Here is a 14,564-nt window from a genome sequence, read left to right on the forward strand (position 1 = left end):
ACAGTTAAATCGTTTCCTTCATCGTGCCGGGAAGCGCGACTGAAGCCATTATCATACACATTTCAAGCTGAGCGAAAGCCATATTTGTTCGAAAAAAGTAGAAAATTGACTCAACCTCGTCAGTTTCCTCTTTTCTTCCGTTCTCTTAACTGAAATGGGCTATTAGGAAATCAGCCACTTTCGCTTGTCCGGTTTGCTTGCTTCGTTCGGAATGCAATTTCTTTCGGAATATTCCCTAAAACGGCCGGAATTTCAATCCTCACGCTTGTCCCCATTCCTAGCGCGCTTCCAAAAACTACGCCAAATTGCTGGCCATACTGGAGCTTGATCCGTTCGTCCACGTTCCGGATCCCATATCCAACGCGAACCGCTTCGGTGTTTCGAATTCGATGGAGCTGCTCTCGGGACATGCCGATCCCGTCATCAATAATACAGAAAATGAGTCGATCCTTTTCCCGGCGAGCCGTTAACTTGATTGTCATCGTGTCTGCGTAGAAAGCATGTTGAAGGGCGTTCTCAAGAAAAGGCTGAAGAATCAGCTTAATGGTTTCATATCCGTAAACTTCCGGATGGATGTCATACCAAACCTGGATACGATCCCGGTGCTTGATTTGTTGGATCTCCATATAGGTTTTTGCTTGTTCCAATTCCTTTTCTACCGGGATATGCGTTTTTCCCTCGTTCAACGTAAGCCTGTAGAACCTTGCAAGACCTGCAACCATCGACTGCAGCTTGTCGAGCTCGCCCATTTTGGCCAGACGGCTGATGGAAGACAGCGTATTGTAAAGAAAGTGGGGATTGATCTGGGCTTGAAGCGTTTCGAGCTCAGCCTCTTTTTTCTGGTAATTGACAACATAATTTTCCTGGATCAGCTCATTGATCTCCCGTCCCATTTTGTTAAAGGCTCGGGCAATTTGCGCAAACTCGTCCTTACCGCTAAAATCCATGCGGTTATCGAATTCACCCGCTCTAAAAGCATCGAAGGAAAGGAGAATCCTCCGAACCCGCTCCGAGAAATACCGGGACAGGAGCGCACCGATAAGCAGCAGCAGTACCGTGCTGGCGACGCAAACGAGTAACGTAATATTTCGGACACGGATTGCATCTTTTTCCAGAACTTTTTTTGGGATAAGCGCATTTAACTGCCAGCCCGTTACCTCTGCATTCTGGGAAATCCGCAGCATATCTTTTTCGCCGTTTGTGGAAGAGTCTTGAGGCAACTGAGGATAAATTACCGCTCCGCTGCCGTCTTTTACAAAGACAATGCTACCTTCACTTAAATCCTTGTCCGAAACCGATTCAAAGATTTCCTTTTCTTTAACGATAATCCGGATCAATCCAATGGTTTTCCGGTCATCAAAATCGACTAGCCTGCGAATCATCGAAATATTCCCGAACTTCTTGTCGTTGTCCACTTGTCGCCATAGGACTTCCTGCCCCTTGTAAACGCCAACAGGGATTGGTGAATCCAATGACCAAGGAAGGCTCCTGAGCCAATTCTCCGAACCAATCCGATCGTAATGAAGTAAATCAAACCGGTTAGTGTCGGACAAAGGGTCCAGGTCACTACTGCTCTCCCCGTATATCTCAGGAATCCCAGTTTCCACAAAATAAATGCGCATTTGCATTTTAGCGCTGGTTTGGAGCATGATATTCTGAAGCATCGGAAGGGCGTAATTCTGGAGTTTCTCATAACTAGTCCATCCTGCCTGGCTTGTCCGCAACAATTTCTGTATGTTCAGGTCATAAAATATCTGGTCGGAAATTCGCTGGATGCCAGATGTCTTGTACTGCACATTCTCCTTCATTTGGACCAATGCTGCCGTCAAATTGCTCTCAGCCTGAGTTTGAATGGATTTAAGCGAGGAATGATAGGCTATGAAACCCACAAGAGACACTGGCGTCAGTACCAGAACCAGATAGCTAATCATCAGCTTAAACCCGAAACTGATAAAACCGCTCTTTTGAACAATCCCCAGTGCTTTTCCAATCACAGTTGTCTCCTCATTTCACTTGGTGTCAATCCAAAGTGTTCTTTGAACAACCGGTTAAAGTGCATGATGTTCTTATAACCAACGGCGGAAGCAACCTCATAAATTTTAAGCTTAGAGTCATGCATCAGCTCTCTTGCCCGGTTCATCCTCTCCTTTGTAACAAAGTCGCTAAAATGAATCCCCACTTCCTCCTTAAACAGTTGACCGAGATAATTTGGTGAGAATGCAAACCGTTCAGCGATCTCACGCAGCACAATGGTTTGATCCAAATTTTCCCGGACATAGGTTTGCACCTCACCGATTATTTTGCGATTTTTTCGGAGTCGCTTCATATGAAGCAACTCGGAAATTTCGAAGGTTCGTCTTCGCATCCATGATTGAATATCATCCAATGTTTCAAAGTGATAGAGTATATCTAGCTGATCCATCCCAAGCCCGAGCATGCTGGTCAGATTCTCGTTCATTGAAGCGAGGAATGCATCTAATCTTGAAAGCAGATGCTGAACAAAGTTGTGCACCGTGAGCTTCCGCTCAAAACCCCTGGCCATTTGGAAAAGTTCCTGAAGTTGATCATCCACGCAGACCAGATCATACTGAACCATCGCAGCGAACAACCGGTTCAACACTTGCTCTAAATTCCGGGTATCTCGGGCATGGATAGCCGTCGCATCTTCTGGCTTAATAATACGATTCTTGCCTAGAAACAATTTTTGCTCCATGAGCTGTTCGGTTTCTTGGTAAATTGAAGGGAGTGCTTCCCATGAATAAGCTTCTCTGGAAAGGGCTATTGTAGCTGTCATGCCTTCCTGTGACCTGAGCCAGAAAAGGAGTGATTCAGGCGGCCTCAGGGTTAGCCCCTTATCCACATCCGCTGCCAGAAAAATCCGGTTCCGGTCTGTACGTACGGCCAGCATATATCCGCTTTTTTCTGCTTCCATCATGAATCGCTGCTGCCAGCGGCTGCGCTCCTTCAGAACCTTTTGTACGTTAAGTGGTTCAGGCATCAACTGATTATCCGCTTCAACCAAAATCCCTCTAACCGGATAATCTATGTGCTCCCATGACGTTGGCGGGTATGGAATCTGATTCTCCTCCGTCTCTTCCCCTTTCAGCCATCGCTGCAGGAGCTCCTGCTTCATCCACTGCTCCGATTCCTTGTATCTGCTCTCCATCCAGATTTGTTTATGCTCTTCGTCCAATTGTTGACGGACTTCCTTCAACACCCGGATCATTTCTTCATCACTGACCGGTTTCAACACATATCCGGATGCGTTCATCTGGATGGCTTTCCGGGCATATTGAAAATCCTCGTAACCACTGACAAACACGACTTTGGTAGAAGCGGATTCCTCTTTCAATGCAGCTGCTAGCTCCAGTCCGCTCATGATAGGCATACGGATATCGGTCACCAAGACATCTATTGGATGGTTCCGGATAAACTCCAGCACCTTGAAACTATTTGTTGCAGTATACACCACTTCCATGCCCAAGTCGGACCACGGAACGAAGCGCTCCATACCTTCAAGATCCAACAGTTCGTCATCGGCTAATGCAACGTGATACATCGTCATACACCTCACTTGCCCAGCAGGGTCCTCAATCAAAAGAGGTGCCGGAAGATACCATAAGTATACCTTCCGACACCTGAATCCACTATCCATTTTGTACAGATTTTATTTGGCCTGCATCTGCTCTAGATTCTTCTTCCATTGAGCCGTTTTGTAATCGAGAAGCTTCTGATACCCTTGTGACATGGCCTCATCATTAGCCTTTTTTAGAATCGTATCTACTTCGGCATCGCTTTGAGCGAACAGGGCCTGGGCAAAATACTTCTTGTAAATATCGTCCACTGCCGTCTTGGCAATGCCTTCCTCTGAGTCGCTGGCTGGATCTAGATTAATAAATGGGGTCAGATCCTGGGACGTTTTCCAGGTGACATTCGCTTGCTGCGTATTATCCCACCGTCTTTGCTCAGGCTTCATTTTTTTGTCGTTAGCCATCTTCATGGTGTCCAAGTACGTCGTATTTCCTACGTACGCATAACCACCCAATTTTTCTTTGTCCTTGATTTCCTGTGATGTATTAAACCATTTATCGGTGAGTACAGGGTATTGGTTGCTGTCCATTTCATTCCAGTACTTGCCTTTCGGCCCAAAGTACATCGTGCTCATGCCTTCCGGGCTAGTCAGCCAATCCATATAAGCGAAAATGCCTTCCGGGTTTTTGGCGGTGGTAGTGATGACGTTGACGTTCCAGCCCAGACGGTTGTAGCTGTTTGGATAAACCTTCGTTTTATCGACGCCATCCTTGTGCAGCGGCCAGATCACTTCGTATCCATTGTCAGGGTCTTTCGCGCGCAAGAGTGTATTGGCATCCATGACTTTTGGTTCAAGAACCGAATATGCCGAATATACGGCAACTCTGCCGTTGGCCAGCTTCTCATCCACCTGTTCCCTCTTCTGTGTCAGCGTATCTTGGGTGATTAGCTTTTCACGGAACAGCTTGGAAGCGAATTTCATCGTTTCATTAAATACCGGGTCCGTAAACAATGAAGTAAACTTGTCGCCTGAAGGAACCCCGCGTTCGCCGATCCAGCTCGGCGCAAATCCTTCCTTGAATCCGCTTGTCATAATCTGAACACCCTGGCCTTCAATATCGGTTTCAAACGGAATCATATCAGGATATTTCGCTTTGACCTGCTTTAAATAGTTATACAGATCGTCGAAACTTTCGAGCTTCGGAGATCCAAGTTCCTTATAAACCTTGCGGTTGATCAGATATCCTCCATTTCCGTTAGCCGAAGTCGTGTACCAGTTCGGGACTTGGTAGATCTTTCCGTCCGAAGATCGCAGCATATTGATTGTTTCTTCGCCCATCCACTTTTTCAGGTTCGGATACTTATTATAATAATCGTCAAGAGCAACGAGCTTCCCGGCCTGGCGCAGCTTCTCGACATCCGATCCTCTATCCATCAGAATCACGTCAGGCAGGTCGTCCGTGGCCAACATCGTGCTGAATTTTTGCTTAGCCGCACCGCCGGACTGGATCGGAGTAACGGTGACTTTGAGATTGTCTGTGATCCATTGGGTCTGAGGGTCTTGTCCCCATGGTTCAAGAGTTAGCCAGTCATAGTTCGGATACATGGTGAAGTTAACAGGCTCGCTGCCAAGTTTAAATGGACCCGATTGGCTTGCTGCATTCTTTGCCGGTATGTCTCCCGAAGTGCCCGTATCTCCTGAACCTGAGCCGCAGGCACTTAGGGAGGTCGTGAGAGCCAGTGAGACCGCTGCTAACCCGAGCCATTTGCTTTTCTTTTTCATAGTAATGCTTCCCCTTTCTGTTTACGAGTTGATTATATGCAGATTCAAGCGGACCAAACCATTTAGCTGGCTCGCATGAAATTCTACCCTTTAATGGAGCCTACTAGGACACCTTTGACGAAATACTTTTGCAGGAACGGGTATACGAGCATGATCGGCAGAGAAGCGACCAGCATGGTAGCCATGCTGAGTGATTTGCTGCTTACAGTTTGAGCTTGGTTGGCCGCGTTTATCGCTGCAGCATTTCCGCCCGTCTGGGAAGCTAGCATTTCAGTCGCTAGATTGGAATTCAGAATTTGCTGTAAGATGGAGGAAACCGGCATCAGCTGGGCTTTATTGATATAAATGGAGGCTGTAAACCAGTCATTCCAATGAAATACAGCCGTAAAAAGCGTTAATGTCGCAAACACCGGGCCTGAAACCGGCACAACGATGCGTACAAAAGTACCGAAGCTGCTGCAACCGTCAATCTTGGCCGATTCCTCAAGACCGACTGGGAGCTCCCGAAAGAACGTTCGGAAAATGATCATGTTATAAACATTGATAATGAAAGGGATGACCATAACCCAGAATGTATTGTTTAAATGCAGTTCCTTCATAAGGACAAAAGATGGAATCAGACCACCGCTGAAAAACATCGTAGCGATGCAAAAGAACATATAGAACTTATGAAACATAATATGGTTTTTGGACAAACCGTACGCCAACAGCGAGGTGAACGCCACGGATAATCCGGTACCGGCCACAACGCGAAAGATTGTAATCAGAAATCCGTGAGCGATACGCCCATCCTCAAATACCAGCTTGTAGTTGTCGAGCGTGAAAGCTCTGGGCCAAAAAGTGACACCGCCCATCGCTGTATCCGACCCTGCATTCAGTGAGACAACTCCCGCATTCCAGAAGGGATACAGCGTGATGATTCCAAGTATGGCTAACAACCCATAAATCAATATATTGAACATTTGTTCGCCTTTACTCAATTTTAACATGCCCGTACGGCCTCCTTTTCGTTGAAATCTACCAAAGACTTTGGCCAAACCGCCGGGACAGCCTGTTGGCTCCGATCAGAAGTCCAACGCTGATAACGGATTTGAATAATCCGACCGCCGACGCATAGGAGTAGCGCTGGGTTTGAATTCCTGTTCGGTACACGTAGGTGTCAATGACATCAGACACGTCTCTCACAATCGCGTTAACTCCGTTATTCGTCAAAATCAGAATATCTTCAAATCCGGCATTGAGCACATTGCCGATGGCCAGGATCAGGAAAATCAGTATGACAGGCATGATCGACGGCAGCGTAATGGAACGGATCTGACGGAAGCGCCCCGCACCGTCCATGGCAGCAGCTTCGTACAGGTGAGGATCGATTCCTGCAATGGCCGCCAGGTAGACGATTGAGGAGAAGCCAATGTCCTTCCAAACGTTGCTTCCAATCAGAATGCCCCAGAAGTAAGAAGGCTTGGATAGCCAGTTAACCGGTTCATCAATAAGATGAAGCTTCATCAGCAATATGTTGATACTACCGTTATCAACAGACAGCATCGAAATGACGAAGCCGCCAACGATGACCCAGGACATAAAGTGTGGCAGATAACTGACGGTCTGGATCACCCGCTTGAAGGCGATCTTTCTTACTTCGTTTAGCATCAATGCCAGGATGATCGGAGCAGGGAAGCTGATCAAGAGCTTCAACAGGCTTACAACCAGCGTATTTCGCATAATCATCCAGAAATCCGGTGAATGAAAGAACATTCTGAAATGCTTCAGTCCTACCCATGGACTGTCCGCAAATCCCCGGTACAAGTTATAATCCTTGAATGCAATCAGCACGCCATACATTGGCAAATAACAGAAAACAAAAAGCAGCAAAATACCGGGCCATATCATCAGGTGAATATCCCATTCACTTTTAAGACGTCTGATGCCGCCTTTCAATTTCGTGTTCAAGTATTTGACCTCCTCTGCCTACCTCTCTTTTCTTCTTCTATCATAACGGCTCTCTGAAACCGCTCTCAATATTCGGCTGCAACGATTAATAGTCTGATGCAATGAAGTTTGGTCCGGAATAAAAAAACACCGAGTAAAACGGGTTTACCACTTGGGGGGCGGTAAAACCCGTTTACCTGGTGATTGTCTTTAACACTTATATACATCGACGATCCGGCGCTTGCATTCCAGCAGCTCGTCAAGGTTCCATCAATAGCTGATCCGGACAAGAGAACACGTAAAATCAAATATCGGTCATCTCTTGCCAGTACGTTCCACAGTCGAAATATCGTTGATTCACCCGGTCAATACCCGGTGACGGTACGCAAGGGACAAAGGAATCACCTTCTATTCAAAAATAGATAAATCCCACACATCTCTCCACTGAATGGTTATTGCACCATTCTGCGAGAATTCGACAGGCAGCCATACATACGCTGATTCCCTCAAATGATAACGATTCCAGCGGTCTGCCATGAAGATAAATGCATGTTCTTTTCCGGCAACCGGAATCACAAAGGTACTCTGGCTATAATAGGTGCGGTCGGCATGCTCCCCGATGCAGGGGTTGCCAACAACCGTCCATGGCCCCATGACAGAAGGAGCGACCGCGTATTCTGCCGGATTGGCATCCCAGCCCGTACAGCCGGAAGTCACCATGTAATAGGTTTGATGGTATTTGAATACGGCCGGCGATTCACGGGACATATGTTCATTTGGCATCACGAAATGCTCTGCCGACGCATTTTGCACATCCAAATAATCCCCAGTCAACGGAAATGTGACAACTTTGCTGTTCATATTGGTGGAACAGATCAGGTAGGCGGTTCCATCATCATCCTGATAGACAGTCATGTCTCTGCTGTCATATCCGCCGGGCCGGAAGCTCCGCACATAGCGGAATGGTCCGGTTGGCCGTTCACTGACGGCCAACCCTACCCTGGCAAATTGATAATCACCGTGGTCCACATGCATCCACATTACAAATTGCTTCGTCCATGCATTATAGAGGACCTTCGGCCTTTCCAGAACGTGTGAGGGATGAAGATCATGTCCGGGTTCTTCGTTGGCATGAAGCACAGTCCCTTCATTGTTCCAATGATATAAATCCTTGGACGAATAGCAGGAAACGCCGATCACATCAACCCGGTCGATGCCGGATTGTTTGTGCGCCTCCGAGTTCTCTGCATCTTTGTTTTCCCCATACCAATAATAGATGCCCTCATGGTACAGTATCCCGCCGCCATGGGCCTCTATGAGGCGTCCGTCCGTATCAAGCCAAGGTTTCCCCGGGTGAAATTCGCGAGAAGTCATGATTTTTCTCCTTTTTTTCAGGGTACAGTCGAAATTAAGCTGCTCGTCACGTTTCTCTTATTCTTCGTTTCTCCAATCGATAACGGTGCAGAAATATTCGTTCAAGTTTTCGCGCAGTCCGGTATAGGTTGCAGGTACGTCGCCCGGAAGAATAAGATGGCTGATCAGCTTCTGGGCATCGATGCGCTTCTTCTGAATCAGGTCGAAAGCCGTCGCAAAAGCCCATTCCACATCCATTTTGACGCCGCGTCCGGATTTCACAGGATAGCGGAACATATGCATACCGCGGATGGACTTGCCGTTTAAATGCACATCCCACATGATTTCGTTAATATCTCCCGCTAATGGTGCCCGTGGAGACCCCAGCAAAAGAATCTCTCCCATCGGAGCGGTTGTTTTGACGCAGGTGCGGATGATGGCGGAATGTCCGACGGCATCGACAGTGTATCGCGCGCCCTGGCCTCCTGTCCGCTTCATGACTTCCTCGACTTGTTGATCCGGCGGACAGCTTATCACCTCGTCGATGCCCAGGGAGAGGGCAAGGTCGCAGCGCTTTTGGACCGGATCCGCTGCGATGACATGAGCGCCTTTGATTTTGTACATCAGCGCAGCCAGCATGCCCACGATACCGAGGCCGTATACCACCACGGAATCGCCGATCCGAAGCTCCGTGAAATTTGGTGCTGTCATTGATATTTCGACCATGCAACCAAGCGCAGCTTCTACCGGGTCCAAATCCTGCGGCACAGGGAACAGATGCCCCCATTGATGTCCCTGTTCATGCGTAAACCGTTGAAGGGAAGCGTGATAGCCGGTATAGAATACGCGGTCCCCTACCTCAAAGTCATTGATCTCATTCCCTTTGGCAAGAATTTTCCCGATGGATCCGTAGCCAGGCCGTTTTGGGAATTGAACGCCGATCTCTTTGCCTGCCAAAGTCGCCAGCTCCGTGCCAGGACTGATGATCGATGCCTCATTGCGGATCAAGACCTCTTTGGGTCCCAGACCGTCTGTCTTCAATTCCTCTGTTTTGACCTCAACGACATTCGGTTTAGGAAACACAACATATTTGGATAACATCTTAAGTTCCTCCTTTTTATTGATTCGGGCTTGGGTCAGCACGGAGCACAAGCATGCAGCTGTCCAGGTCGCCTTTCAACTCAAGCTCGATGCCAACACTCATCCATGCCTTGCCGCTACGCCGCTGCTCCGTGCCTTCCAGCACGTAGTATTTCGTCTCATCCAGCCCCTTCAAGCGAAGCGGCCGAAGTTCGTCTCCATTACGGTTTCCGTAGAGGAACGCAAAGACCACCGCAGTATCCTGTTGCTCTGACACGTACATCACGGAAGATACCGGATTGTTTTTCGGTGATTGCAGCCGATATTGCCTGCCGTTTTGGATGCCAGATCTTACTTTCTTGTAGGCCTCAACATAACCTCTGGCTTCTTCCCTTTCCTTCTCGCTCCAGGCATGCAGATTTTCCCCGATTCCCAATACGCCCGTCATGGCGACATGAAAACGGAAGCGGAGCGGCAAACGGCGGTTGTTCATCCAGTGCTGCTCTGCCGTGACCCATGATTCCATGGTTTTCGCGCAGTAGGCATACGAGTAACCTTCTTGAATAAAGAGCCGGTCATAGGCGTCTGTATTGTCGCTCACCCATACCTGGTCGAACAATTCTAGAATGCCAAGGTCCACCCTGCCCCCGCCGCCAGAACAGGATTGGAAATGAACGTCCGGATGGTTCTTCCTTAAAGTCTCGACTATGTCATAAAGAGAGCGAACATGACGCACCCAAATTTCACGCTGCTGCTCATAAGGCGCATCCAGGTAGCCGGGTTCGCTGAAAAGTCGGTTCATATCCCACTTGACGAAGCGGATCCGGTTCTCCGTCAGCAGCCGATCAAGGCAGCCGATCAGATACTGCTTCACGTCCTCCCTGGCCAGATTCAGGACGAGTTGATTGCGCATTTCCGAATTCACACGGTTCGGAAAGTGATACACCCAGTCCGGATGTCGGCGGTATAAATCACTGTCCGGGTTGACCATTTCCGGCTCCACCCAGATGCCGAACTCCATGCCGAGCTCCTCAACCCGTTCGATCAGTGGGCGCAGTCCGTTCGGGAATTTCTCAGGGTTCACGGTCCAGTCGCCAAGCCCTGCATGGTCGTCGTTTCGACGTCCGAACCAGCCGTCATCCATAACAAACAGTTCGACTCCAAGCGTGGCTGCCAGTTCGGCCAGCCGGATCTGATCCTGTTCATTGACATCAAACCTGGTGGCTTCCCAGGAGTTATACAACACTTTCCGGTCCTGCCGAACCGTCTGACGGGGCAGAACGTATTCCAGCTGATATTGATGCAGTTGACGGCTTGCTCCCCCGAATCCTTCTGCAGAATAACCGATGGTAAATGCGGGCGCCGCAAATGTCTCGCCGGCATTCAATCTCCAGCGGAAGTCAAAGTCATGCACGCCCGCGCTGGCTTTGATCTTCCCGAACCTCTTTTCAAAAACCATCTTCCAGTTGCCGCTGTAGGCAAGCGCCCCGAAAAAGACTTTGCCGTAGTCTTCGGTCGAACAGCCGTCCGGATCCATGGCAAACCAAGGATTCGTCTGATGGCTTGTCGTTCCCCCCCTGGATTCGAGAATGAATTTGGCATCAGGCATCTCGATTTGCCGAAGCTGGGTCTCCCCGGCCCATTTCCCGCTTAGGTAGCTCAGCCGGTAATGGTTCTCCGCAGGCAAATGGAGCTCTCCCGACAGCACTTGTTCCAGATCGACGGGATGCTCCCCGGTATTGACAATTTCAGCCGTTCTTTGAATCAGATTCAATTCTGCAAAAGGCTTATAATTTAATCTAATTTCAAGCGGATAATGCGCATCCCGGAGGGTGATCACGAGAGCCCCGTCCTGGATAACATATTCCTTGTACACGAGGACCAGATCGCGGACATGATCGTGAAACTCTACTTTAAGGCACGGCTCCGAGTAGCGAACACCGCCCCATCCTGTATATTCTTCAGGGTTCCTGTCCGCTCTGCTGTTGAAAGATGCCCACCCGTGTTGGTCTCTGGGTTCTGGATAGTCCGTATGGTAAGGAAGACTCTCCCCGAAATACAGATGTATCAGCTGCCCCGTCTCTGTCAGACCCAATCCGTATGCAGCCTGATCGGTCTCGATAATCCATGTTCGCCGGTGTTCAAGATAATGGATCAAAACTTCACCTCATTTTGTAATAACGTTTTTACATGATTAAGTTAATAACAACTTATATATCATATAAAAAATAATGTGTAAACGTTTTTATAAACCTTTTATTCTATCCATAATTAGAGTCATCCTTTTTTGTCTGTTAGGTCTGTGATAGGATAAAAAGGCAAGGCTAAGCGCTTGGCAGATGTCCTGCAATAATTTGTGAAAGGAAGCACACGGGCTGTGAAAACGACAATAAAGGATGTAGCGGAGCTGGCCGGCGTGTCCATCGCAACCGTTTCCCGCGTCCTGAACAACAAAGACCGCGTAAATGCAAATACCAGGAAGAAAGTGCAGCAGGCAATTCAAGCGCTCGATTTCAAACCGAGTACCATTGCCCGCTCCATGATTAACAATGAGACGCATACCATCGGTCTCTTGATTCCTCTTCTGTCCAATGAATTCTGGTCCAATTTTGCCGAGGGCATTGAACAATTGTTATGGGACCATGGTTACACGACAAACTTGTTTATGGCTGACAATAACAGCTTCGATAAAATGAAGGCGATCATGAAAACCATTGAAAATAAACGACTGGACGGTATCATTTTATGCTCGGTTCCACAGCTCCCTGAACAGGTAAAGGAACTTTCTGAAATGATCGTTGCCGCAAACATCCCAGCCGTCACTTTTGAGTTTTCTTTGCCCGGTATTCCTTCCGTGAAGGGAGATCATATCCAAGGGGGCTGCATGGCCGTCGAACACCTGATCCGTTTCGGTCATCGGTCTATAGCCTATATAGGCGGTCCTGAGATCAGCATCGCGCGCGAAATGGGCTTCAGACAGGCTCATCTTCTGCACAACATTCCCTGCCAAGAAGCGTTGATCCAGTACGGGAAACCGACTGTGGATTTTGGCAGAGAGGCGATGAAAAAACTGCTTGTCTCGGACATGATTCATACGGCCGTGTTTTGCGCCAATGATTTGCTGGCAATCGGGGCTATGGAGGCGATTCACGCCAGAGGACTTCAGATTCCCCAGGATGTTTCGGTCGTCGGGTATGACAATATCAAGGCATGCGAATATGTAACCCCTCAGCTGACAACCATCGTCCAGCCGGTCCCCCAAATGACCCGCCTGCTTGTGGAGACGCTGCTTGAGGCCAAGGATGACCTGTCCCATGTTTCAAATCGCAATTTCATACTTCCCATGGAAATTAAAGTCAGGGGAACAACCGGGCCGGTGAAAGCTTAAGTGGATGGGGCTAGTAGCTTACTCGGGCGCCCTCACTTATGCCTTCGGCTCTTTTCTTTACAAAAGATTCATCAGGCCATACACGATTTTGGCAGCCTCGGCGCGGGTTGCTCCCGCAGTCGGCTTGAAGAGCCCCGGATCGGAGCCTTCGATTACCCCCGCTTGTTGCATGGCTGAAACGGCTTCCTGTGCATAAGCAGCGATCGCATCTTGATCGGCGAAAGCAGTTGCCGTCGTTGACTTTTCCGTCTTCGCCCCTCGAGCGCTCGCATGGCAAGTATGGCCATGTCCTGCCTGGTGACGAGATCCTTCGCTCCAAAAGCTTTTTACCATATAGTACCATTAACGTTGTTTAGCTAATTTGTCCGTTAACATAATGAAGCTGCAAAACAGCGCGGCAGCTTCTTCCTAGACATTAATTCCAATTTATAGTTCCTCCGTTAGTTGAACAAAGGCAGCCGATCACATTGGTCGGCTGCCTCCTTTGTTATATTGTGCTGTCGTTTCCCTTTCCCGTTAGTTAATTCAATTCACAAATAAAAGCCGCAACCGGTTTTGAAATGATTAATTCTCCATCACATGATTCAATTTTTTGCCTAGTTAAAGCTAGAAAAGTTTGGGCGATTGCTTCCCGATGTTCTCGACTTAACGCGTTGTCATTAAAAGGTCCTTGATAGAGTTGGGTTGCCATATAGTATTGTAGTACAGGCTCTGGTTCTGTTACCTTAAACCCCGCCTCATAAGTCATTAGTTCTACTCGATTAAAGTGCTTTGATAGTATAGCCTCCCCATTTTCTAAAGAAAAAGGAATCGGATCTTCTTTAATTTCAAATGGGATATGTAATTGACGCATTGTCTCCTGATGTAGTGTGAAGAATTCAGGCATCCCCCGGCTGCTATTAGTAGTAGCTAAGAACTTTCCTGTGTTTCTTAAAACTCTGCTGATTTCCTTCAATCCTTTTTTCAAATCAGGTAGGTGGTATAGCATATGGTTTGCCATGACGACATCAAATTCGTCAGAAAGAAACGGCAAATTCTCGGCGTCAGCAATCATGTGGAGGATAGGTAGCCCTTCCTGTTCTGCCTGAATACGTGCTGAATTCATAACTCCTTCTGCTAAGTCACAACAAACCACAAACCCGCCATTGCTTTTCAAAATTTTACTGGTGGGAATCGAGAACCTCCCATTCCCTGTACCAATATCAAGAACGCGTTCACTGCCCAGCAAATTAAGTTTTTCTATTATCCATGTTTCAAACAACTCTTTTGATATCCCATATTTACCCATGACCTCATACTTAGCACTAAGATTATTACCTGTGTGGTAGATGAATTGTATACTTTCTTTATTTTGTGAATTCTCGTAGTAGTTCCGGACTTGACCCATACTCTCGTCCTCCTAACACACTTTAATTGTTCACAAATTCAATATAAGTTAAAATCTCAATAATAGTTAGGGGTAAATTTGTCGATATCCTCTGATTGCTACCCTTTCCTTAC

Annotated in this window: 11 protein-coding genes; 1 reads left to right on the top strand and 10 read right to left on the bottom strand. The window is 47.9% G+C overall.

Features of this window, described 5'->3' with window-relative positions; genetic code table 11:
* Window positions 1-170: 170 nt before the first annotated feature.
* From FHS19_RS35520 to FHS19_RS17225, 8 genes are all read right to left on the bottom strand, one after another.
* Window positions 171-1,994: a sensor histidine kinase gene (locus tag FHS19_RS35520; protein ID WP_183583112.1), complete on the bottom strand. Its 1,824-nt coding sequence runs from the start codon at window positions 1,992-1,994 to the stop codon at window positions 171-173.
* Window positions 1,991-3,559: a response regulator transcription factor gene (locus tag FHS19_RS17195; protein ID WP_183583113.1), complete on the bottom strand. Its 1,569-nt coding sequence runs from the start codon at window positions 3,557-3,559 to the stop codon at window positions 1,991-1,993. The genes FHS19_RS35520 and FHS19_RS17195 overlap by 4 nt, the downstream gene beginning before the upstream one ends.
* Window positions 3,560-3,667: 108 nt before the next feature.
* Window positions 3,668-5,314: an extracellular solute-binding protein gene (locus FHS19_RS17200; protein ID WP_183583114.1), complete on the bottom strand. Its 1,647-nt coding sequence runs from the start codon at window positions 5,312-5,314 to the stop codon at window positions 3,668-3,670.
* Between the two features lie 83 nt (window positions 5,315-5,397).
* On the bottom strand, window positions 5,398-6,303 hold the full coding sequence (locus tag FHS19_RS17205; RefSeq protein WP_183583893.1) for a carbohydrate ABC transporter permease: 906 nt from the start codon (window positions 6,301-6,303) through the stop codon (window positions 5,398-5,400).
* A 28-nt stretch (window positions 6,304-6,331) separates the two neighbouring features.
* The gene (locus FHS19_RS17210) at window positions 6,332-7,204 is read right to left on the bottom strand and encodes an ABC transporter permease (protein ID WP_183583894.1); all 873 of its coding nucleotides are present in this window, start codon (window positions 7,202-7,204) and stop codon (window positions 6,332-6,334) included.
* Between the two features lie 447 nt (window positions 7,205-7,651).
* Window positions 7,652-8,617, bottom strand: a complete 966-nt coding sequence (locus FHS19_RS17215; protein WP_183583115.1) for a glycoside hydrolase family 43 protein — start codon at window positions 8,615-8,617, stop codon at window positions 7,652-7,654.
* A gap of 57 nt (window positions 8,618-8,674) precedes the next feature.
* Window positions 8,675-9,697, bottom strand: a complete 1,023-nt coding sequence (locus FHS19_RS17220) for a zinc-dependent alcohol dehydrogenase (protein ID WP_183583116.1) — start codon at window positions 9,695-9,697, stop codon at window positions 8,675-8,677.
* A 16-nt stretch (window positions 9,698-9,713) separates the two neighbouring features.
* On the bottom strand, window positions 9,714-11,834 hold the full coding sequence (locus tag FHS19_RS17225; protein WP_183583117.1) for an alpha-galactosidase: 2,121 nt from the start codon (window positions 11,832-11,834) through the stop codon (window positions 9,714-9,716).
* A 219-nt stretch (window positions 11,835-12,053) separates the two neighbouring features.
* Between FHS19_RS17225 and FHS19_RS17230 the strand changes: the two genes are divergently transcribed.
* A complete protein-coding gene (locus FHS19_RS17230; protein WP_183583118.1) occupies window positions 12,054-13,064 on the top strand; it encodes a LacI family DNA-binding transcriptional regulator in 1,011 nt (336 codons plus the stop codon).
* Between the two features lie 57 nt (window positions 13,065-13,121).
* Here FHS19_RS17230 and FHS19_RS35300 read toward each other — a convergent pair whose 3' ends face one another.
* A complete protein-coding gene (locus FHS19_RS35300) occupies window positions 13,122-13,397 on the bottom strand; it encodes an S-layer homology domain-containing protein (protein ID WP_183583119.1) in 276 nt (91 codons plus the stop codon).
* Between the two features lie 187 nt (window positions 13,398-13,584).
* Window positions 13,585-14,451, bottom strand: a complete 867-nt coding sequence (locus tag FHS19_RS17240; RefSeq protein ID WP_183583120.1) for a class I SAM-dependent methyltransferase — start codon at window positions 14,449-14,451, stop codon at window positions 13,585-13,587.
* Window positions 14,452-14,564 lie beyond the last annotated feature (113 nt).

Source organism: Paenibacillus rhizosphaerae (genome assembly GCF_014192015.1).
Classification (GTDB): Bacteria; Bacillota; Bacilli; order Paenibacillales; family Paenibacillaceae; genus Paenibacillus_AQ; species Paenibacillus_AQ rhizosphaerae.